The sequence below is a fragment of the Streptomyces sp. AM 4-1-1 genome (genome assembly GCF_029167625.1).
GTDB lineage: Bacteria > Actinomycetota > Actinomycetes > Streptomycetales > Streptomycetaceae > Streptomyces.
This window is the reverse complement of sequence record NZ_CP119145.1, coordinates 5163940-5184985: the sequence shown is the minus strand read 5'-3', so window position 1 is coordinate 5184985 and position 21046 is coordinate 5163940. Positions and strand designations below refer to the sequence as shown.

At 69.4% G+C, this 21046-nt stretch carries 18 protein-coding genes and 3 pseudogenes; 8 read left to right on the top strand and 13 right to left on the bottom strand.

From position 1 onward, the window contains the following. Positions 1–28 precede the first annotated feature (28 nt). On the top strand, positions 29–424 hold the full coding sequence (gene sodN, locus PZB75_RS22140) for a superoxide dismutase, Ni (RefSeq protein WP_136203216.1): 396 nt from the start codon (positions 29–31) through the stop codon (positions 422–424). Between the two features lies 1 nt (position 425). On the opposite strand, the pseudogene PZB75_RS32070 reads toward sodN, so the two are convergent. Continuing rightward, a pseudogene (locus PZB75_RS32070) lies at positions 426–575 on the bottom strand (site-specific integrase); the annotation flags it as partial. A gap of 654 nt (positions 576–1229) precedes the next feature. On the opposite strand from PZB75_RS32070, the gene PZB75_RS22135 reads away from it, so the two are divergent. From PZB75_RS22135 to PZB75_RS22125, 3 genes and pseudogenes are all read left to right on the top strand, one after another. Next, positions 1230–1769 (top strand): hypothetical protein, encoded by a 540-nt coding sequence (locus tag PZB75_RS22135; RefSeq protein ID WP_275537037.1) that lies wholly within the window; start codon positions 1230–1232, stop codon positions 1767–1769. Positions 1770–2136: 367 nt separating this feature from the next. Next, positions 2137–3677 (top strand): annotated as a pseudogene (locus tag PZB75_RS22130) (ISL3 family transposase). Between the two features lie 68 nt (positions 3678–3745). Further along, complete coding sequence (locus PZB75_RS22125) at positions 3746–4243, top strand: NUDIX domain-containing protein (protein WP_275537036.1); 498 nt, start codon at positions 3746–3748, stop codon at positions 4241–4243. A gap of 123 nt (positions 4244–4366) precedes the next feature. Here the strand turns inward: PZB75_RS22125 and PZB75_RS22120 are convergent, their stop codons facing one another. Both PZB75_RS22120 and PZB75_RS22115 read right to left on the bottom strand, forming a co-directional pair. Further along, entirely contained in the window at positions 4367–5458 is a 1092-nt protein-coding gene (locus PZB75_RS22120; RefSeq protein ID WP_275537035.1) for a macro domain-containing protein, read from the bottom strand. Between the two features lie 11 nt (positions 5459–5469). Then, on the bottom strand, positions 5470–6117 hold the full coding sequence (locus tag PZB75_RS22115) for a DUF4433 domain-containing protein (RefSeq protein WP_275537034.1): 648 nt from the start codon (positions 6115–6117) through the stop codon (positions 5470–5472). A 709-nt stretch (positions 6118–6826) separates the two neighbouring features. Here PZB75_RS22115 and PZB75_RS22110 point away from each other — a divergent pair. Further along, positions 6827–7432: pseudogene (locus PZB75_RS22110) on the top strand (GNAT family N-acetyltransferase); the annotation flags it as partial. A gap of 247 nt (positions 7433–7679) precedes the next feature. Here PZB75_RS22110 and PZB75_RS22105 read toward each other — a convergent pair. The 3 genes from PZB75_RS22105 to PZB75_RS22095 form a co-directional block, all read right to left on the bottom strand. Then, entirely contained in the window at positions 7680–8705 is a 1026-nt protein-coding gene (locus tag PZB75_RS22105) for a hypothetical protein (RefSeq protein WP_275537033.1), read from the bottom strand. Beyond that, positions 8702–10171, bottom strand: a complete 1470-nt coding sequence (locus PZB75_RS22100) for a phenylacetate--CoA ligase family protein (protein ID WP_275537032.1) — start codon at positions 10169–10171, stop codon at positions 8702–8704. Before PZB75_RS22100 ends, PZB75_RS22105 begins: the two co-directional genes overlap by 4 nt. A gap of 61 nt (positions 10172–10232) precedes the next feature. After that, positions 10233–10367: a hypothetical protein gene (locus PZB75_RS22095; RefSeq protein ID WP_275537031.1), complete on the bottom strand. Its 135-nt coding sequence runs from the start codon at positions 10365–10367 to the stop codon at positions 10233–10235. Between the two features lie 393 nt (positions 10368–10760). On the opposite strand from PZB75_RS22095, the gene PZB75_RS22090 reads away from it, so the two are divergent. Continuing rightward, positions 10761–10934 carry a hypothetical protein gene (locus PZB75_RS22090; RefSeq protein ID WP_275538936.1) on the top strand — a complete coding sequence of 58 codons (174 nt, stop codon included), beginning with the start codon at positions 10761–10763 and terminating at the stop codon, positions 10932–10934. Positions 10935–11142: 208 nt separating this feature from the next. Then, a complete protein-coding gene (locus PZB75_RS22085) occupies positions 11143–12087 on the top strand; it encodes a trypsin-like peptidase domain-containing protein (protein WP_275537030.1) in 945 nt (314 codons plus the stop codon). Between the two features lie 29 nt (positions 12088–12116). Here the strand turns inward: PZB75_RS22085 and PZB75_RS22080 are convergent, their stop codons facing one another. From PZB75_RS22080 to PZB75_RS22065, 4 genes are all read right to left on the bottom strand, one after another. Then, positions 12117–13010 (bottom strand): SDR family oxidoreductase, encoded by an 894-nt coding sequence (locus PZB75_RS22080; RefSeq protein WP_275538816.1) that lies wholly within the window; start codon positions 13008–13010, stop codon positions 12117–12119. 388 nt (positions 13011–13398) lie between these two features. Next, on the bottom strand, positions 13399–14673 hold the full coding sequence (locus tag PZB75_RS22075; RefSeq protein WP_343286256.1) for a choice-of-anchor A family protein: 1275 nt from the start codon (positions 14671–14673) through the stop codon (positions 13399–13401). Positions 14674–14822: 149 nt separating this feature from the next. Further along, positions 14823–15893 carry an NAD-dependent epimerase/dehydratase family protein gene (locus PZB75_RS22070; RefSeq protein WP_275537028.1) on the bottom strand — a complete coding sequence of 357 codons (1071 nt, stop codon included), beginning with the start codon at positions 15891–15893 and terminating at the stop codon, positions 14823–14825. Positions 15894–16183: 290 nt separating this feature from the next. Continuing rightward, entirely contained in the window at positions 16184–17170 is a 987-nt protein-coding gene (locus PZB75_RS22065) for a LysR family transcriptional regulator (protein WP_275537027.1), read from the bottom strand. Between the two features lie 228 nt (positions 17171–17398). Between PZB75_RS22065 and snpA the strand changes: the two genes are divergently transcribed. Next, a complete protein-coding gene (snpA, locus tag PZB75_RS22060) occupies positions 17399–18091 on the top strand; it encodes a snapalysin (protein WP_275537026.1) in 693 nt (230 codons plus the stop codon). Between the two features lie 179 nt (positions 18092–18270). Here snpA and PZB75_RS22055 read toward each other — a convergent pair whose 3' ends face one another. The 3 genes from PZB75_RS22055 to PZB75_RS22045 all read right to left on the bottom strand — a co-directional run bounded on the left by PZB75_RS22055 (position 18271) and on the right by PZB75_RS22045 (position 20901). Further along, positions 18271–18633 carry a GntR family transcriptional regulator gene (locus PZB75_RS22055; RefSeq protein ID WP_275537025.1) on the bottom strand — a complete coding sequence of 121 codons (363 nt, stop codon included), beginning with the start codon at positions 18631–18633 and terminating at the stop codon, positions 18271–18273. A 2-nt stretch (positions 18634–18635) separates the two neighbouring features. Next, positions 18636–19604: a DUF1648 domain-containing protein gene (locus PZB75_RS22050; protein WP_275537024.1), complete on the bottom strand. Its 969-nt coding sequence runs from the start codon at positions 19602–19604 to the stop codon at positions 18636–18638. 628 nt (positions 19605–20232) lie between these two features. Further along, positions 20233–20901: a DUF6304 family protein gene (locus PZB75_RS22045; protein WP_275537023.1), complete on the bottom strand. Its 669-nt coding sequence runs from the start codon at positions 20899–20901 to the stop codon at positions 20233–20235. Positions 20902–21046 lie beyond the last annotated feature (145 nt).

The following is a 21046-nucleotide window of genomic DNA, read 5'->3' as shown; positions in this document are numbered from 1 at the left end:
AGAAGACGATCACGAGGAAGGACAGCTCATGCTCTCCCGCCTGTTCGCCCCCAAGGTGAAGGTCAGCGCCCACTGCGACCTTCCCTGCGGCGTGTACGACCCGGCCCAGGCCCGCATCGAGGCGGAGTCCGTCAAGGCCGTCCAGGAGAAGTACCAGGCCAACGAGGACGCGGACTTCCGCACCCGCGCCATCCTGATCAAGGAACAGCGCGCGGAGCTCGCGAAGCACCACGTGTCGGTGCTCTGGAGCGACTACTTCAAGCCCCCGCACTTCGAGAAGTACCCGGAGCTGCACCAGCTGGTCAACGACACCCTGAAGGCGCTCTCCGCGGCCAAGGGCTCGAACGACCCGGCGACGGGCCAGAAGGCGCTCGACCTGATCGCGCAGATCGACAAGATCTTCTGGGAGACCAAGAAGGCTTGATCTATGGCCAGGCCGTCTGACCTGCGGTTTCGCTGATCAGATCGCCCACCTGTCCGCACCCGGTCCGCAGGCCGCCGAGAACGGCGTCCATGACGGAGCGGGTGCGGTCTTGTTCTCCCGGCCGCAGGTGCGCGTAGATCCGGAGGGTTATACCCACCTATTGCCTGGATACCGAACTCACCAGACGGACCGATCAGCCAGCATCATGCCGCATCAGCAACCAACCACGTGAGACATCCTCTTAGAACCACCACCCCGCAGAATCTGCTTCGGGCGATTCCGAATCGAGGCACTTGGAGCCTCTGTCGCACTGCGGTGTGGGCGGCAAGAGCAGACCGCCCCATCGCTCTCGTAGGCCACCAGTCGATCGATTACCACTGCTGGGATGTCCCGCTCAAGTCACCACGCCTGTGCCCCTCGACGGGACGAACGACGACACTGACGCCATGCGCGGCGACAAAGGATCGTGCTCGTCGGGTCAGTCCGTCGGGCACATCGTTGATATGAACATTCACCCGAGGGACGCTACCCAGTGGCCGCGGTGTGAGCATGCCCGGGACCAGCCTCCGTTCCCAGAAGCAGCCTCACCGGTCCACGACCCTGTTCCGCACGTCTGAGTGTCCGAAACTGCCGATAGACGATAGCGGACAAGCCCACGTGCTCCTCCGTACCCGGCCCACCGCCACCTATCCGCCGGGCACTGACACCAGCCGGTCTTCCGGTATCCGCACGCACTGCGACATCACAGTGCAATAGTTCTGCGACCTGATCAACGCACTCAAACCCGCCACACTTCGGAGCCGTCATGCGTAAGACCGCCCTGTCCGCTGTTGCCCTCGTCATCGCCTTGGCGGCCATGACGGCATGCGAGTCGGGGAGTGATCAGACGAACGACCAGTCGAAGAACACCACCACTGCAACCGCTGACGTCCCGACCAAGCCGGCAGCGAAGGAGCCCACGGCCAGCGACGCCTTCAAGGCCCTTTCCCACAAAGTCGCGTCCGCCAAGCTCTCGGGCGTTGTCACCGAGGACGACGACCCGAACCATCTCCTCGGCCGCCCCAACCAGTACACCAGCAAGGTCACGTTCACGGACCTCCGCATCAAGGTCGACGACGTCGCCGACGCGGAGCCCGGCAGCGTCGGGCTCGGCGGAGCGATCGAGGTCTTCACGACCGCAGCCGACTCCCAGGCCCGCGCCGACTACATCCAGAACGTCACCAAGGGCATGCCCACGCTCGCCGAGTACGATTTTGTCAGCGGCACCGTACTCATCCGCGTCAGCCACTACCTCACCCCGACCCAGGCTGCCGGCTACAAGGCCGCTGCCGCCGCCCTCGGGTAGGCGCCACCACGTCGGCGGACCTGCTGATCGCTCCCCGCCAGCCGGACACTGCAAGGAGCCCGAACCGTTCGTCGACACGACGGAGGCCGGCCCCGGCGGGCAATGGCCGACGAAGGCGGCGTCAGCTCCGACGGCTGATCACGGAAGCGGATACGCCCGGACACACTGGCATGGTGCAACTTCTTCCGTGGCGCAGGCGCGCCCAGAGCGCATCCCGATGCCCTCGCTGCTCGTGGCAGCGAGGGCATCATTCGTCAGACGGCGCGAGCTGTGAGTAACTGTGCGACCCACCTCGTGGCCTGGGTCTGTAAAACGTTCGGCTCTGTCTCACATTCGGTGGTGACTCTGCGTGGTGAGTGTCGTTGACATCGATGTGATGGATGTCAACCAGCTTGCGCAGATGGTATTTGCGGGGATATCTCCGCTGGTCATTGAGGATGTGGTCGACGAGGGCGAGCGGGTCGTGGTGAGGGCGCGGACTCCGCAGAAGACCGCGCCCTGCCCCGTGTGCGGGGCCTCGTCGGGGCGCGTTCACGGGTATCACTGGCGGACCGTGGCCGACGTACCGGTCGACGGCCGACGAGTGGTGGTCCGTGTACGGGTGCGGCGTCTGGTCTGTCCGACACACGGCTGCCGCCACACCTTCCGCGAGCAGGTGCCCGGGGTGCTGGAGCGTTATCAGCGACGCACCACCCGCCTGACCGCGCAGGTCAAGGCGGTAGTCAAGGAGTTAGCGGGCCGGGCAGGGACGCGCGTACTGGCGATACTCGCGGTAGGCCTGTCGCGTCACACGGCTCTGCGGGCCCTGTTGCGGATTCCGTTGCCCACGGGACGGGCGCCCCGCGTGATCGGCGTCGACGATTTCGCTCTGCGCCGGCGGCACCGCTATGCCACCGTGGTGATCGACGCCGAGACCCATGAGCGGATCGACGTGCTGCCCGACCGCACGGCTGACACTCTGGAAGCCTGGCTGCGCGAACATCGGAGCGTCGAGATCGTGTGCCGTGACGGCTCGGCGACCTACGCCGAGGCCATCCGCCGCGCTCTGCCCGATGCAGTGCAGGTCGGTGACCGCCGGCATTTATGGCACAACCTGTGCGAAGCCGCCCTGAGCGAGATCAAGGCGCACAGCACCTGCTGGGCCACCGTGCTGGAGGCGCCCCTGTATGACGGGCCCCGCGCACGGACCACCCTGGAGCGCTGGCACCAGATTCACGACCTCCTCGACCAGGGCGTGGGTCTCCTCGAGTGCGGCCGCCGTCTGCATCTGGCCCTGAATACCGTCAAACGCTATGCCCGAGCCGACCGGCCCGAGCGGATGCTCCGCGTCCCGAAATACCGCGCCAGCCTCGTCGATCCCTACCGCGAGCACCTGCGCAAACGCCGGGCTGACGACCCCGCCGTCCCCGTCCAGCACCTCTTCGGAGAGATCAAGGCCCTTGGCTTCACGGGCTGCCTCAACCTCCTGCACAAGTACATCAACCAAGGGCGCGCGGACGCCGACCGCAGCCATATCTCCGCACGCAGACTCGCCGGATGCTCCTCACCAGGCCCGACAACCTCAAGGCCGAGCACCACGACCTCCTGGCCCGGCTCACCGCCGCCTGCCCCGAGTTGACCCAACTGGCAACCCACATCCGGACCTTCGCTCTACTTCTGAAGCCTCAGCCAGAAAACGCCGATGCACTCGACCGATGGGTCGCCCAGGTCCGCGCGGCCGATCTGCCGTATCTGCACGCCTTCACCCGCGGTCTCGAGCGAGACCGCGACGCTGTGATCGCCGCATTCACACTCCCGTACAGCAACGGCCCGACCGAGGGCGTCAACACCAAGACCAAGCGGATTGCCCGCCAGATGCACGGACGAGCAGGCTTCACCCTCCTTCGCCACCGCATCCTCCTCGGATAACACCACGCAGAGTCACCACCGAATGTGAGACAGAGCCGAACGTTTTACAGACCCACGAAGGGAACCCCGTGGCTCAGCAGACCGACGACCAGCCGAAGGCGCTCAAGCCGGCCCTCGAATCCATGACCCTGCTGGTCGCCGCCGTCATCGTCCACGACAAGGCCACCAACCGAGTCGTCCTCCTCCAGCGCAGCGAGAACGCCAAGTTCGCCCAGGGCATGTGGGACCTCCCGGTCGGCAAGAGCGAACCAGGCGAGCCCATCACGGAAACCGCAGTCCGCGAGCTCTACGAGGAGACCGGCCTCACGGTGAAGCCCGAGTCCCTTAAGGTCGCGCACATCATTCACGGGGCCTGGGGCGTTGAGTCCCCCAATGGATTCCTCACGGTCGTATTCGCCACCCACGAATGGACCGGCGAACCCGAAAACCGCGAGCCCCGCGAGCACGCGCAGGTCCGGTGGGTCGACGCCGACGCAGTACCCGAGAATTTCGTCGACACCACGGCCAGTGCCCTCTACCGATACCTGGCGGGAGGCCCGGAAGTCTACCTCGACGGCTGGGATTAGAAACGTCAACTGCGGACCAACTGGCTGCCAGGATGGCCCTTCGCCATGATGGCGATGCGGCGAACGATAGTCATTGGTCTTTTGGTTGACGACTCAGCTTCCGCCGCCACTCATCTGGGCTACTCAGACAGAGAGCGCACCCAGCTGCTTCTCTTGCAGGCGCTTCCGGGCAATCGAAACGTGTCGTTCAGTAAAGATCTCCGCCTTACGGCGACTCCACTTCTGGAGCGTGTCAATTACGGCACTTTGTGGCGCATCAGCCCCCAGCTCATGAATGACCCAGTGCGTCGTGCACAGCAGTTCAAGGCCGTACGGAGAGGCAAATCCATCGATCACCTCAAGAACCTTATCGATAGATTCCTTGAGCTGCACATCGCGATGCTCTTCGATCCAAGAATCCGCAGATGCCTTTGCATCCCGCGTAAGCGTGACAGGATGAAAATCGAGCACGCGCTGAGTTCGGTCGCCATACCCTCGGACCAAATGGCCTTCCATACGCTGAAGCTGATGATTCAAATTCTCGGCGTAAGGTCCGTATTGCGCTTTCTCATAGCGCAGCCGCATAGGCGTTCCGACAGCCTGAAGCAGATACATGAGTTTCTGGAGTTCGAGCAGCGATGCTCCACCAGGGGCCTCAACACGCTCTGATCTCGCCTGCTCGACGTAGCCACTCAGTAGAGCCACTAGAGCGGCCCTTCCCCGGGTCATATTCGGTGCGCCGGTATGGACCGGCATCAAATCAGGCGCCGGTGCACCCGCTGGCGGGAACACCAGCACCTTAACCGTCGACAAGGGTTCAAAAGCAGCTTGGATCATGGGACGGACGTCGCCCCAATCAAGCCCACCATTCCCGCACCCCAAAGCGGGAACCGCAACGGATTCAATATTGTATTTCTTCACCACTTCAACCAGCGCATCGAGACCTGCTTGAATATCCTCGATGCGCGACTTACTGCGCCAGTGACGTTTCGTCGGGAAGTTCAGAACGTATCGACGGGGGCCTAGGTGGTGAGCGTCATGGACGAAAATTTCACCGACCCTCACTTCGCTTCGGTCACAGGCAGCCTTGTACTGCTTGAAATTCTCAGGGAAAGCCTGCTTGAACTGCAGGGCAATACCCTTCCCCATGACACCAACAGTATTGACAGTGTTAACGATGGCTTCCGCGTCCGCTTCAAGCAGGTTGCCTTGCGATTCCTGGATCACCGTCGCCACCCCTCCACTCATTAGTAGTACCACTCAGGATACACCACGACGGGAATTGAAACACCGCGTTCGGTGAGAATAGCCCGAGCTTCATCGGCCCGGCGCTCGTCATGAACAACTATTGAAGCCACGAGTGAGATTGGGAAGAATTTGTGCACTAGATATTCGGCCTGACGTCGACTCGCCCGGTTCGGATCTTCGGGTATGTCATTCCACCACTTCTGAGTCATCAGCTGCCAGTCGATGAGCTTCTCACAGAGTTCGACATCATCGGAATGGAAATCAACGAATGTAGCCCCTGCGTTCCCTTCGGTAAATACAGCAGGGAGGCCAGAGCTTCTTACTGCAGTTAGGCTTGAGGTCAAGTAGACGACCGGGTCTTGCCCCTCACGATAGGTCGGAACATTGCCGTAATTAATAGAGGCAAGCATGGGAGATCGATTGCAGAAATAAAATGGGACATAGTCTGCAGGCGTGCCTCCAGGTCCACAATCGACCGATGTTGTGCGTCGACGCTGCTTGATGCCAGGCATTCCGATATCCGTGTCGGTAAGGTTCTGCCGGGCAGCGGAATTGTCACTGAACAGCCCGCCTTGAGCGAGAATCCTTGGTAAGTTACGAATATGCGTGATGTGATAAATTGGCCTGTTCGGTACCGCATTTGGCACGTCCGCAACTCCTTTGGCCAACTGTCCGCCATGACCAGGTCATTCTACTACTTAGAGTGCAAGTCCCACCACGATCCGCAATACTCCATCCAAGGGGCTACGTGGCGCCCCATAGCCGTCCGAGTGGGGCCAGCACAGTCAAGGCGCCTGTGCGGCAATGTACTTGATGGCTCGGACATCGCTTCGGTTCGAGAACCGCCGAAGGGCACCGCGTCGGCAGACCCAGGGCCGTCCTTGGCTCGCTACCACTGCATACCCGTGACGACCACCAACAACGACCGGGTCGGCAACCGGTGAGGGCACATCCGTCGGAAAGCTGCTGGTGGCCGGGGCAGCAGCACAGGGGGGCTCTCATGGAGAACCGCCGCTTCGCCGAGCGTGAGGATTCCAACCGCCGCCGCACCGAAGCCCCAGAAGCCAGACTCAGCGCCCGCATCCGGGTACCCCTCTCCGACACTCAGCTCTCGCTCTCTGAGCCGGAACGAGTCCGCACATAGTCCGCAGGACACCTGATCAGGACCGTCAGGGCCCATCGCTGGCCAACGACAAAAGGCCAGGTCAGCGGCCCACAGGGAAGATCCCCGCAGGTCACCGACCCGGCCCATTACTTGGAGACCAAGAAGGCTTGATCGTCCCGCTCTGACGGCCTGGCTGCGCCGCAGGCCGCCGTGAACGAAGAGACCCGACCGCTTCGTGCGGCCAGGTCTCTTCGTTCACGGCGGCCGACACCGACCACCTGCTCGCACTGGACAACGACCACGCGGTCATGCGCTTCGTCAACGGTGGCCGTCCCACCAGCCGCCAGGCGATCGAGACGTGGACCCTGCCCCGGCTCCTGCACGATTACCCATGCTGGGAGACCTGCGGCTACTGGGCCGTCCCGGAGAAGGCCACCGGTACCTTCCTGGGCTGGTTCGCGTTCCGGCCGTTGGAGGAGCACAGCACAGCCGTAGTCGAACTCGGCTACCGGTTGCGCCAGGCAGCGTGGGGACATGGTTACGCCACCGAGGGGTCCCGGGCCTTGATCCACAAGGGGTTCACGGGTCCGGGAGTCGACCGGGTCACGGCGAACACGATGGCCGTCAACACCCGTTCTCGTCGCGTCATGGAGAAGTCGGGACTGTCCTTCGTCCGCCCCTTCACCGGTGACTGGCCGGAGGTGATCGAGGGCTCCGTGCACAGTGAAGTCGAGTACGAACTCACCCGGAACGAGTCGGAGCAGTCCCGATGGACGTCAACAGCACGATCCACAACCCTTGACGACTACTCCGGTCCGTACGAGGTGTTCGCGGGTGGGGAAGGGTCCGGGTTGTAGGGCGGCAGACAGCAGGAAGCGCCGTCGTACGGCTTCGCGTCACCGCCGTGGCCCACACGTACTGGATCGGCGGCATCCCCGCGTTGCGCCGGCAGGACCCCTCGCCTGACCGCCAGGACCACCAGGACTGGCAAGACCGGGCAGGACCGGGCAGGACAGGCAGGGCCGGCCGAGGATGCCCGGCCGTCACCCGCCCCATCCCCCCCGCGTCGCGGACGTCACTCGCGGAGCGGGCCCTGTGGGCGCGTCAGGTCTGTCGGACCACGGGCGGCACCTCCGTCTCGCGCAGTCCGGCGTCCCGGCGGGCGAGGCCCGGAGTGCTGCCCGTGCCGATGAGGCGGCCGTCGTTGACGGCCAGCCAGGTGCCCTCCGGCAGTTCCTCGGGCACGTTCACGGCCAGTGCAGCCGTGATCTGCGGGTCGGGGCGGCGGCGGTCCGGGCGGGTGGACGGGGTCGCTGAGCCGCTTCGCCAGGACGCCGTGGTGCGTTCGCCGCCCGTACGTCGTGTCCAGATCAGGTGCTGCACCACGATCAGCGGGCCGAGCACGGTCAGCAGGGGGAAGCCCGCCGTCAGCGTCCCGAGCGCGAACAGCAGACCGATCACGCTGGTCACGACCACTCCGACGCCCGCCGCGAGCAGTGCGGCCGGCCTGCCGAAAGCCTTGGCCGCGACCAGTGGGAAGACCAGGAGCAGCAGCAGGTCCCCGAGGCCCACGGCCACCGGAAGGCGGCCGCCCGTCAGGGCGAGCAGCGGGGCGAACGGCCGGTCCTGCACCTGGGTGACGAAGTCCGACGTGACGTGGGTGAGGGCGGTGGCCACCAGGTCGTAGCAGGAGAGGGCCGCCGCGAAGGCGGCCACGTGCGCCGAGCGCATCCCGCTCTGCGCCCACAGGTTGGCCACGCCCACCACGGCGACGGCGAGCAGGACGTCGGTGCACACGCGCACCGCGACGGGCCGGCCGACGAGGGCCACGGTCAGCGCCGTCGCAGCGAGGGCGACCCACCAGGCCCAGCGGTTTCCGCAGACCGGGGCCAGTGTGAACTGCGCGGCCAGACACAGGACCAGACCGAACAGGGCCGAGACCGCCAGCCCCGGCAGTGCCAGGTAGAGCAGCGGGGCCAGCACGACACAGACGCTCAGTACGGCGATGTCACCGGAGACGTACACACCCACCGGCGGTCTGGGCATGCGGACCCGGACCAGGTACCAGCCCGCGGCGGCCATCAGCGCGGCCGCGCAGCAGCTCAGTGCGACGAGCGCGATCACGTTCATGCGCCACTCCCCATCCGTGCGGCGGCCTGCGGAACCGGCTGGAAGGCGTGTTCGCGCAGATCCGCGCGGACCGGGCCGGTCGGCGGCATGGCCGACCGGTCGTCGTACAGCACGAGGCCGGTCACGGCCATCCCCGACGCCGCGATCCGCCCCTCCAGGGCCCGTCGCAGCGTCGCGGCGGGCAGGGTCCGGACCAGCAGATGCAGCAGTACGCCGCCGTCCGGCTCTTCGGTCAGGGTGTACCGGGCGGGCAGCGGAACGTCCGGTTCCGCCTCGATCACGTCGAGGACGTCCCTGGTCGGGACGGTGGCGCTGAGCGGTCCCGACCAACGGCCCAGGATGGTGGAGGTGGCCGGAAGGTGCGCCAGTTCGCAGTCCGGCTCCGCGTCGGGCAGGCGGACGAGGTCGCCGGTGGCGTACCGCAGCAGGAGTGTGCACTCCCGGTACGGGACGTACGGGGTGTGCACGACCATGCCTGTTCCGCCCGGTCCGGTCGGGCTCCAGGTCAGGGGGTCCAGCACTTCCAGGTGCCCGAACTCGGTGGTGTGGTGCAGATGGCCCCGGGAGCACGGGGTGCCGCTGGAGGGCAGTGTCTCGGTCATCAGGTAGGACGTCGACACGGGGGCGCCGAAGGCGGCCTCGGCCCGCTCGCGCAACGGTCCGGACAGCACCTCGCCGCCCACTCCGATGCTCTCCAGCCCGAAGTCGGCGGGGCGCCAGCCGTCCTGTTCGGCGTGCTGCACGAGCGCGGAGAGGTAGGACGCGGACGTGGTGAGGTGGGTGATCTGCGGGGCCTTGCCGGGCAGGCCGAGCGGCGCCGCGAGACGGTCGAGGGCGACCACGGGGTCGATCGTGCCGAACTGGACGAACGAGGCGCCGACCCGGGTGGTCGACTCCTCGGCGTTGATCAGCGGCAGGGTCGCTCTGGAGCAGCCCGCGTAGGCCATGGTGTGCCGGGGGCGCAGGCCGAGTCCCAGCGCGGCGGAGATGGTGCTGAAGGCGATCGTGGTGTCCAGTTCGGCGCGGGAGTACCAGACGGCGGTGGGGGTTCCGCTGGTTCCCGTGGTCAGCGCCATCAGGGCGGGTGTGGCGGCCGTGGAGACGAAAGCGGTCGGCAGTCCGCGCAGCGCCTTCTTCGGTGTGACGGGCACCTGCGACCAGGTCTCGGTGGTGAGGGAGTCGGGGTCGAGTCCGAGTTCACCGAAGATCCGGTGGTAGTAGGACGTGTGCCGGACGGCCGCGCGTGCGGTGGCCCGCAGGCTTCTCCTGGTGACGGTGCGGCGTATCTCGGGGTCGACCTGCCCGGCCTGGCCGGGGAGCAGCGCCGAGTCGGCCCCCGGTTCACCGAACTCGGCGAGGGTGGCGACCAGGTCGCGGGCGATCCGGTCGAGGTCCTGGGGGCGGATGCTCCGGTTGCGGAGGATCGCCATGCCGTAGCGGAGTTGACTCAGGGCGGTACCGAACAATGAGGGCTCCTGAAGCCTGGGCCGGTGATACGCACCCGGCCCAGGCCGGGGCCGGACGGGATCAGGCCATGCTGACGAACATGGCGGCGGTGAGCGTGCTCAGGGCGTACTTGAAGTAGTGCTTGACCATGGCGGTTCCCTCCCTCTGCGCGGTGGCGACGCTGCTGTCGAACGCGCGTGCCGATGGCGTGCCCACGGCCGAACTGGCCGTCGAGCAGCGGCAGTTTAGGGAAGCACCGACTCCCGCACCAGACTCTGCGCAACACCGTTTTTCCACACATATACGTGTGCGGTGGTCCGCCGGGTGGCCGGGGAAGCCGCCGTGACGCCCGGCCGGCGGGGGACGCGCAGGCCGGAGGGCGTACGGGTGCCGGAGGGCGTGGGTGGGGGCTCCGGGCCGGTACGTTCCGTGGGCGACGCGGCGTCCGTCGTCCGCACCACGCCGGTCGGTGGGTGTAGCGGGCTACACCCCCGAAACGGGAGCCGGCTCCGCTGTGCGCGGCCGGGGCTCCGAGGAGAGTGGAACACGCAAGCAAGGCCGCCCGCACAGGGCCGGCCGGTCACTTCCCCGCACAGGAGAACGTCCCCCGTGAAGCCCATGCTCTGGATTCTGCTCGTAGCCGCTCTCGCCGCGGGCCTCTACTTCACCAACTTCGCCGACCTCACCGGCACCACGTCGATCCTCGCCCGGGTGGGCAGCGGGGTCGTCGCGATCGGCGCCGGGGTCGGCCTGTGGCTGACGCGGAGCGACGAGCCGGCCTGACGGCGGCCCGCGGTGCGCCGATCGCGTGTGGTGTGTGGCCATCCGGGTCGTGTGCGCTGCGTCGCGGCCAGGGTTCGAGCGGCCGTCCGCATACAGTCCACTGAGCACCCGCTCGCCACTTCTCCGCACGTCCGAGCGCCCTGCCCGGCCCCGTCCGACCGCCCCGCCCGGCCCCGGCGGTCCCGCCGCGAAAGGCTTTCGTCCGCCCATGCGTCGTCGCTCCGCTTCCCGCCGCGCGGGGGTCGCGCTGTCCGTTGCCGCTCTGCTCGTGCTGGGGGCGGCCGGGTCACCCGCGCCCAGGGTGAGCCGTCCCGCGGATCTCGACCGCTGGTCGTCCGCCGACGCGACCGCGTACCTCACGGACGAACGGATGGCGACGGCGCGGGTCTGGCCGGGGAGCGAGAAGTCGGCCGTCGTGCGGTCCGGCGCCGCCGGGACGCCCAGTGGCCGGTCGGCGGGTCCGCCGTCCGTGGGAACGCTGTTCCGGGTGGAGCGGCGGAGCATCTACTTCTGCACCGCGAGCGTCGTGTCCAGCCCGGGACGGAATCTCGTCGTCACCGCCGCCCACTGCGTGACCGGGCACGAGAACGCCGAACGGCTCGCGTTCGCCCCGGGCCTGCGGAGGGACGGATCGGGCAGACTCGTCGCCCCGTACGGTCTGTTCACGGTGGTGCGGGACAGCGGCCGGGCGCGGGTCTGGATGGACGGGCGCTACCCGACCGACAAGCAGAGGTACGCCCAGTACGACGTGGCGTTCCTCCAAGTGGGACCGGGCGCCGACCACCGGCAGGTGGAGCGGACCGTGGGCGGCAACCGCCTCTGGACGGACACCGGGTTCCGGCACTCCGGGGTACGTCTGGTCGCCTACCCCGGCGCCGACCCACCGCCCAGGAACTGTACGAGCGGCACCCGGCCCGCGGCTTTCCCCGGCTGGCCGGGCACGTATCTGCGCATCGACTGCGACGGGTACAGCGGCGGTTCGTCCGGCGGTCCCTTCCTCGCCGACTTCGACGAACGGACCGGGAGCGGTGACCTCATCGGCGTGATCGGTGGCTACCGGACCGGCGGGCCCACCGACGACATCTCGTACAGCGCGTACTTCGGGCGGAACGTCAAGGCCCTGTACGAGTCCGCCGTCCGGGGCGTGCGCTGAGGCGTACGGGAGGGGCGGCTTCCCGGCGGTCAGCCCGAGGACGGCAGCAAGTGGGCGTAGCTGTCCGGGTTCTCCCGGAGGTACGTCGCCAGGTCCTTCGCCGGGCGGCCCGTCAGTCGGGGTACGGCGTCCGAGACCGTCGCCAACTCCCCCGCTCCGATGGCCTCGTAGGACGTGACCCAGCCGGCCAGCTCCCAGTCCGGTGCGCCGTGGCGCATCCGTGAACCGTACGCCTGCGGCCGGGTCTCCGCCTCGTAGCGGACCGGGCGTCCGGCGAACCGGCCGAGCACACCGGCCACTTCGTCCAGGGTCAGCGCCTCGGGTCCGGTCAGGTCGTACGTCCGCCCGTCGTGGCCCGTACCTCCGTCGGCGCGGTCCAGCAGCACCGCCGAGGCGGCGTCCGCGATGTCGTCGTGGGCCACGGCGGAGACCCTGCCGTCGCCCGCCGGTCCGCGCAGCACCCCGTCGGCGCCCGTCATCGCGGCGAGCGCGGCGAAGTAGAAGCTGTCGCGCAGGAAGGTGTGGCGCAGACCGGTGGCCCGGATGTGCTGTTCGGTGTACCAGTGGTCGCGGGCGAAGGTGAACGTGGCATCGGGCGCGGCGCCGAGGAACGACACGTACACGATGCGCTCGATGCCCGCCGCGACGGCGGCGTCCACGGCGACGGTGTGTTCGCGGACGCGGTCGGCACTCTCGCGCGCGGAGACCAGGAACAGGGTGTGCGCGTCTTCGAGTGCGGTGCGCATCGCCTTCGGGTCGGCGTAGGAGACGGGGGGCGCGGCGACCGCACCGGGCAGTTCGGGGAGCCGGGAGGGATCACGGCCGAGGAGGCGTACGGGGGCGCCGGCGCGGGTGATCCGCCGGGCGACCCGGCCGCCGATCCTGCCGCTCGCACCGGTCACCGCGATGACCGCGCTTTTCACGGGCTCGGGCCCGGGAGCCGGGGTGGGCGCGGGTGTGGGCACGGTCATGGGACGCTCCTCTCGCGGGTCCCGCCGCGGCACGGCGGAGCCGCGACGCGACGGGGGCGTGCCCGGCCGAGGTGTGGGCGCGGCCGGGGATTCCGTGGGGCGGCGGGGCTCTTTCCCCGTCCCGGGTGCCACGGCCCTTCGGACCCCCCACCGTACGGCGCGGGAGTGTCGGAGGCCGTACGGGGGCGGCGAAGGCGAAGCCGTACGGGGGCGGCCGGCGTGCCGGGACGCCGGCTCCCGTACGGGGAGAGCGGAGGCCGTAGGGGGACGAGGCGGGGGCGGCGACCCGGAAGTTCCGCGCCTCCGCCCCCGCCCCCGTACGGCCCCTCGATCACACTCGTCAGTGACGGCGGCGTACCCTTCGGGCCGCCATCGTCATCGCGGCGCCGCCCGCGAAGAGGGTCCCGGCGATGCCACCGAGAATCCATTCACCGTCGTGCGGCCCGGTGTCCGGGAGGCTCGGAGAGCTGTGGGTCGGGGTCGGGGTCACAGGGGGCGTCGGCGTCCCGTGCGTCGGCGTCGGTGTCGGGGTGGGCGTCTCGGTCGGGGTGGGAGTGGGGGTGGGGGTGGGGGTGGGCGATTCCGTGGGGGTCGGCGACGGGCTTGCCGCACAGCTCGGCAGATCGCCCTCGAAGGGATACGCGTGAAGTTCCGCGCCGCCGGACTGGCCGCTTGAGGTGTGGGTCAGCGAACCGGCCGTGTAGAAGCGGCCGTTGGTGCCGCTCATCGACAGTGATGTGACGCTCGACTGCTGGCCCACGAGCACGCTGCCCTGGAACTGGCCGCTGCCGGACAGACCGATCGAGGTGGCGTCCGGGAAGTTCCACAGCAGATGTTCGCGCAGACCGGCGTTGGGGAGGTTCCCCATGAAGGTCTTGATGTTGCGGTCACTGCCGTAGATGTTGACGAGCACGGTCGCGCCTGCCGGGATGGCGTCGAACTGGAAGCCCGCTTCCCCGTCCGCCGCCGACACCAGGTCGGCGTCGACGGAGAAGATCTGGATCGCCGACTGCCCGTCCCCGGTGAAGACGATGTCGGAACCGGTCCGCTGCCACGTACCGGTGGCCGCCCGGCGCTGGTTGCCGTCGTAGGCGTAGCAGTGGCTGGCCTCGGTCAGCTCAGGGCGCAGTGATGTGTACGGGGCGGCGGCGTCCGGGTCGTGGATGGCCGCCGGGATCACGGTCCCCGAGAGGTTCCCCCCGTATCTGACCACGCCGATGTTCGTCCCCTCCTCGGCGAGCAGCCGCTGGCCGGGTGCCACGGTCAGGTCGTCACCGACGATCAGGTAGTCGTCGTCGTTGGGCGGCGGAACGCGTGAACCCACTCCCGCGACGCCGACGTTGTAGATCATCGACGCGCCCGCGCGCTTGTTCATGTCGAACGAGCCGAGGGTGACGACCTTGCCCTCGGCCTCGGCGGCGGCCTCCCGTACCAGGAAGTCGCCGCCGACGAAGACGTTGACGTTGCTGTCGTGGTAGGTGACGGGCCCGTTGTTCGGGTCCGGCCAGACCGAGGGGCAGTTGCCGATGCAGGGCCCGAGACCACCGGGCAGCGGATCGGCGAGGGCGGTGGGCGCGAGCATGCCCACCAGTGCCGCGGCCGCCGCGACCGCCACCGCCGTTCTGGTTCCTTTGCCGCGCCTACGCGCTTGTGTTCCCATACAGCGCAATATGCATCTTATGTTCCCAATTCGTGCACATGCCACGCCGGGCGTCACCCATGCGTCCGCCTACTGTCCTCATGACGGGGCGTCATGAGAACGCGTCACGAGGGGGAAGGGCGACTGCGGGCGGACTCCCCCGTGCCCATCGCGTGACCAGTGACCGGACCGGCCAGCAGCCGCTCCTCCGTCCGCGGGTCGAGCCCCACCTGCGGCCGGTCGGGCCGCCGGGGCGCGGTGCCGCCCAGCGACATCAGCCAGTGCCAGGTGTCGGTGACCGTTTCCGTGACGGGCCGACAGGTCAGCCCGGCAGCCAGGGCCTTGTCGACGTTCCCCGCGTGGATGGTGTCGTACAGCTCCCCCGGCGGCAGCCAGACCGGCAGATCGGTCCATGGTTCGACGCCCGCCGCGAGGATCGGCTCGGGGTCCGTCCAGCACAGCTCGGCCCGTGATCCGGTGGCGTGCGCACAGGCGTCCAGCAACTCGCCCATGGTGGCGTGGCCCGGTGGACCGACCAGGTTGTACGGCCCGTGCAGCCCGTCCTCCGCGGCGCGCAGGACCCAGGCCGCGAGGTCGCGGACGTCGATGTACTGGAGGGCCGCCTCGCGCGGCCCCGGGGCCAGCACCCGGCCGCCGCGGGCGATCCGGGTCAGCCACCAGGGCAGCCTGCCGATGTTCTCGCCGGGGCCGAGGATCAGTCCGGCGCGGGCGAGGAGCGCCCGCTTCCCGAACGCGTCGAGCACGGCCAGTTCACCGCCTCGCTTGGCGAGCGCGTACGGAAGATCACCGGTGGCATCGGGGGAGGCGCCGCTCACCAGTGGCCCGTCCTCCGGCAGCCCGGCCGGGGCCGGGTGGTCGTACACGGAACGGCTGGAGATGTACGTGTAGTGCCCGACCCGTCCGGAGAGCAGCCGGGCGGCGTCCCGTACGGCTGAGGGGGCACCGCTCCAGGTGTCGACGGCCAGGTCCCAGGTCCCGGCGTCGCCGCGGCCGCCTCCCGGGGTGAGGGCGGCGAGGCCGTCGTCGGCGGTGCGGTCACCGCGCAGCGCCGTCACGCCCGGCGGCGCCGGGTGGTGGCCCCGGTGAAGGACCGTGACCTCCCAGCCTCGGGAGAGGGCGGATTCGGTGATCGCGCGACCGACGAATTCGGTTCCGCCGAGCATCAGGAGCTTCATGTGTCCGACCCTGCCCGGACCCGGGCCGCGCGGGAACGGTTCTCGCTGTCGGCGGAACGGTTCTCGCCCTCGGCGAAATGCCCTCGGCGGGACGCCCTCGGCGGAACTCCGCACAGGCGGGCGTGTCGGCCGGTCCGTCGCCGCCGGTCAGGCGCTGGACGTCATCCACAGGGGCCGATCCGTCGTCCACCGGTCAGGGGCCGGCCGTCGTCCGCCGCCGAGAGGCCGACCGGGCTGTCGGCCCCCTCGACCCCTGGCCGATACCGGTGCCGGTGCCGGCGCCGGTGCCGTCAGGGGCTGTACGCCGGGGACGGTGTCACGCCCGTCCCGGGGTCGGCGAGCGGGCTGCGGTGGCGCAGCAGCCACTGGTGGTACTCGGCCGCCCGCCGCGCCGCGTCCCGGTAGGCCGACTCCAACTCCCCGTACGCCACGTCGATGTCGGTCCCCGGCCGGGACACCAACAGCAGCCGTACGCCCAGCGGGTCGTCCCGCAGGGGGCGGATCGCCATGTCGTCGCGCGGCCCGGAGGTGGGCTGGCAGGGGGCCACCACCTCGCCGAGCACGACGAGGGAGGCCGCGGTGAGGTAGTCGCCGTGCAGCATGGTCGGGGCGAGGCCCGCCGCGCCGAGGACCCGGCGCAGGCCGTCCCATTCGCCGTCCACGGTGGGGTCGACCATCCACCGGTCGGTGGCCAGGTCACCGAGGTCGACCACCGGCAGGGAAGCGGCCGGGTGGTCCCGGGCCAGGGAGATGAACTGCGGTTCGCGGTCCACCAGTACGCGCTGTTCCAGTCCTTCCGGGATGGTGAGCGGACTGCCCTCCACCTCGTGCACGAACGCGACGTCGAGGCTGCCGACCTCGACCGTGCGCAGCAGGACGTGGGCGGAGACGTCGACGCGCAGCGAGATGTCCGTGCCGGGCAGCCGTGTGCGCAGCCGGCGCAGCCAGTCGCCGATGACCCGGCTCGCGGTCGAGCCGATGCGCAGCCGGGGGCCGCCGTCGCGCGCGCCGTCGGCCTCCGCCTTGGCCTCGCTGACCAGGGCGGTCATTCCGTCGACGAGGGGACGGGCACGGCTGAGGACGGCGCGGCCCAGGAGGGTCGGGCTGCAACCGGTCCGCTCGCGTCGGAACAGTTCGGCGCCGAGGGAATGCTCGATCCGGCGCAGTTGGGTGGTCAGGGAGGGCTGGCTCACGCCCAGCCTGCGGGCCGCTCGATGCAGGCTTCCCGCGTCGGCGATGGCGCAGAGCGCCCTGAGGTGCCTCACCTCAAGCTCCATGCCGCTGAGCCTAGGGCGGCCCGAGGCCGTCGCACCAGGGGCCACAATCGCACGAAACCCCACCAATTCATGGGCTGTTGGGGTGGGCGATACGGTTGTGTTATCGCGGGTTGGCATCATCCGCCGCGGCCGTATCTCCTCAACACTCTCTCCGTACCGCACCCGTACCGGGTCCGTTCACCGGACCTCACCCGGACGGGTTCATCGGATTGGTAGGAGAACCCCCACATGAGACACCCCAGGACAGTCCTGTCGGCCGTCGTCGGCCTCGGCCTCGGCCTCGCCGCCGCGCTGGGCACCACTCCCGCGATCGCCGCTCCGGCCCCTGCTGTGCCCGCTCCCTCCGTACCGGCTCCCCAGGCCGGTTACATACAGTCCGCCGGCTACACACAGACCGTCGGCTCCCGCGAGGACGCCGCCGCGAACGAGGCGTTCTTCCAGGCGGTCGTGAAGTCGGTCGCGCAGAAGCGCGCCGCGAACCCGGGCGCCCAGTCGGTCACGGTCGTCTACAGCTCGGCCAACGCGCCCAGCTTCCGGAGCCAGATAGCGAGCAGCGCGCAGATCTGGAACAGCTCGGTCTCCAACGTCCGTCTCCAGGAGGGGTCGAACGCCGACTTCCTCTACTACGAGGGCAACGACTCCCGTGGCTCGTACGCGAGCACGAACGGTCACGGTCGGGGCTACATCTTCCTCGACTACGCGCAGAACCGGCAGTACGACTCGGTCCGGGTCACCGCGCACGAGACCGGGCATGTGCTCGGTCTTCCGGACAACTACTCGGCGCCGTGCAGCAAGTTGATGTCCGGTGGCGGCCCCGGCCCGTCGTGCACCAACCGGTACCCGGACACGACCGAGCGCAACCAGGTGAACCGCCTGTGGCAGAACGGCTTCGCCGCGGCTCTCGCCAAGAGCCTGCGCTGACGCCACATCGGCCGACGTCGGCATGAGTACGCGAGGGGTCGCTCCGCGGCAGCGGGTGACCCCTCGCGGGTGTCGGCGGTACGGGTACGGGAGCGGGCCCGACGCGGACACGGGTACGGGCCGGGGGCGGCCGCCCCGGGTCGGTACGGCTCAGGCCCATCCGTTCAGTTCGGTACGGCTCAGGCCCGTCCGTTCAGTTCGGTACGGACCAGGGTCAGCAGCTCGTCCTCCGACATGCCCAGCTCCCGCGCGTCGGAGACCACGTCCCGTACCCGCTCCAGCAGCCGGGCCCGGTGCGGGGACGCCCCGCCGGTGACGACCGCGCCCCGGCCCCGGCGCAGTTCGATCAGCCCTTCCTCGCGCAGCCGCTGATAGCCGCGCAGGACCGTGTGCACGTTGACGCCCAGCGATTCGGCGAGCATCCGGGCCGCGGGCAGCCGCTCCCCGGGGATCACCGCGCCTTCGGCGACGGCCCGGCGGACGGAGGCCGCGATCTGGTCGCCGAGCGGCACGGTGGACGTGGGGTCGACGCGGAACAACATGGTCAGTGCCCCGCCCTGCGCCGGTCGACGAGGGTGTTGAGCAGCGCCGCGGCCGTCGCCGAGTCGTCGACCGTGACCGCGAAGTCCCGGCCGCTCTCCAGCCGTACGACCACTCCCTCGCCGGAGCGGATCATGACTCCCGAGCGGCCCGGTCGGACGCGGTATCCCCAACCCCCGTACTCAGCCAGGGCGTTGATGTCGCGGCTGACGGCTCCGTCGATCCGGTCGAGCGACACCCGGGCCCGCGGCCAGGGCAGCAGCCCGGAGACCGTGAGGCCCCGACGGTCCGCGCTCACGTGCAGGCGCACGAAGTTCAGCGTCAGCAGGCCGATGACCAGCGGTGCGAGCGCCGCGGCCCAGCCGGACACGAACAGGACGACGACCGCGACCGCGACGAGCGTCAGCGCCACGAGCGGCAGCCACCAGGCCCCCATGCTCCGGGTCCAGCCGGCGACCTCACCGTCCCGCAGGGTGATCCGTTCGGCGTCCCCCCGCTCGGGCTCGGGCGGCGGCTCCGGTACGGCGACCAGCCGGATCAGCAGGAGGCCCAGGCCCGTTCCGAGCGCGGCGGCGCCGACGGCCACGGCGATGTGCCACATCGGGAACTCGACATCCGCCGCGCCCTCGGGGGCGTCGAGGTTGGCGAGAAGCGTGGCGCCCATCAGATAGCCGAAGAACGCCGCGAAGGCGTATCCCCCGGCGAACATCCAGAGGTACGACCTGCCGTGGAACCTCCCCTTCGCGATCATGAGCGGCCACAGGGCCGCCATCGCGACGAGCGGCACGGTCGTGGTGACGACGAACGACGTGTGGCTCGCGTGGCCGTCCACCTGGCCGGTGCCCCCGAAGTGACTGGCCAGCCGGTCCGGCAACCGGTCCCCGAAGGCGACGAGGAGCGCGAGGTCGACGGCGAGCGCGAGCAGAAACGGCAGGGCGGCGAGGATCGCGCCACCGAGGTTCTTGCGGTTCATTGAAACCTCCATTGTTCGCATGTTAGTAGAACAATGAGACTGTGGCAATGTCGTGCGCACAGGGCAGGACGATCAGTGGAACGCCTTCCGGCCGCACGGACCGCCGCGCCCCGGACCGGGACCGGGGCCGGACGCCGGGCCACACTCCGGACCGGGCCCCGGGCCGGACACCGGGACGGACGCCGGGCCACGCTCCGGACCGCGACCCAGGCCGGACACCGGGCCACACTTCGGACCGGGCCCCGGGCCCCGGGCCGCGACCCCGGCCGGACGCCGGACCACACACCGGACCGCGACCCAGGCCGGACACCGGGCCACACACCGGACCGGGCCCCAGGCCGGACACCGGGCCACACTTCGGACCGGGCCCCGGGCCGCGACCCCGGCCGGACGCCGGACCCCTTCGCGGGCCGGACGCCGGACCTGATCGCGGGCCGTACGCCGCCGCGCTCACCGGCCGTGTCCGACGAACCCATGGACCGCCCGGTGGAATCACTCGTGGACGACCGCTCGTACGGCGGCCCGCTCCCGGGCCCTGACCGACGGTCATCCCTGGAGGGCGGGCGGCGCGGCTCGGAGCCGTCCGCGTGAGCTCATCGCGAGCTCATGGGGTCCGGGCCGTCACCCGTCAGACCGCTTCGAGGGGGAACGCCCCTCGGTGGCCGGTGCCCGCGCCCTCGTCGGGGCGGGGCTCGAACTCGCGGCAGCTCCAGATCTCCTGGACGAACCCGGTCCGCCGGTCCCACAGATCGAGGACGTCGTCCTCGCCCGCGGCGCCCCGGTAGGCGTCCTTCGCGCCCCGGAAGCAGGCCAGGCCGCCGGAGAGACCGCGGTCGGTGGCCGGGAAGTAGTCCGAGAAGGCGCAGGCGATGCAGGACTGGAGCCGGATACCGGGCGGAAGCACCCGCTGGATGGTGGCGAGCGCGGCGGCGAAGTCGCACTCGGCCCTGCGGGATTCGTACACGGCCCCCGCGAGATTCAGCGTGAGTCCGAGGTCCGGCTCCTCGCGGCGCAGGGAGAGCAGACAGCTGAGGGTCGCCTGGTGCACCAGACCGTCCACGACGACCGGGAGCGGCAGGTCCCACTCCAGTACGCAGTCGGTGAGCGCGCCGTCCGCCAGGGCGAACATTCCGCTCTCCGGGGGGATGCCGGCCACCGGTCCGAGATCGTCGAAGCTTTCGCCCTCGAAGTCGACACCGCGTATGCGGATGCTCAGTCGCTGTCCGTCTGTGGTGAGAATGACGGCATCGGAACCCTTGCGGTCCCGGTACCAGCCTGCCCATGACTCATCTGTCATGGGCACGGACTGTAGCTCGTGCCCCTGACAGTCCGGGGGTCGCCCTCCGCTTCCTCCCTCGCGCGTCCCCCGCTCCTCCCCCGCCCGTACGACGGCCCGGCCTTCGGGACGAGGCTGGCCCGGGGCCCCCGGATCGGGCCGGGCG